The sequence below is a fragment of the Dellaglioa sp. CoH-56-MRSF-12 genome (genome assembly GCF_056782075.1).
Genome location: NZ_JBXAYD010000068.1, coordinates 1 through 287, shown reverse-complemented (window position 1 = coordinate 287; position 287 = coordinate 1). Strand labels below are relative to the sequence as shown.

Here is a 287-nt window from a genome sequence, read left to right as displayed (position 1 = left end):
GACAGGAACCGCGCATTCGACATAACCGAGTTCGCGCTGCACCTTGACACGCAGATAGTTGGGGCTGACTGCACGCTCGGGAATTTCTGCGAGATGAGCACGACGCTTGCCCTTCCCGAACTCAGAGTCGCGCGCGACACTCGGGAATAGGGTGTTGGCCCACAACCGAGTCATAAAGACCACGGGCGAGCCTGTGTATCGCTTGGTGTACAGGAACATGAAGCGCGACTTCAGAGCCTTTCGGTCCAGCGCAAGATGTTCGGGCACCACGAGATTGGTAGTTGGTC

1 protein-coding gene is annotated in these 287 nt (G+C 57.8%); it reads right to left on the bottom strand.

Going from position 1 to position 287, the window contains the following annotated elements:
- On the bottom strand, positions 1 to 287 hold a 287-nt coding region (locus AC1RPY_RS07810; protein WP_481763118.1), incomplete at both ends, for a hypothetical protein.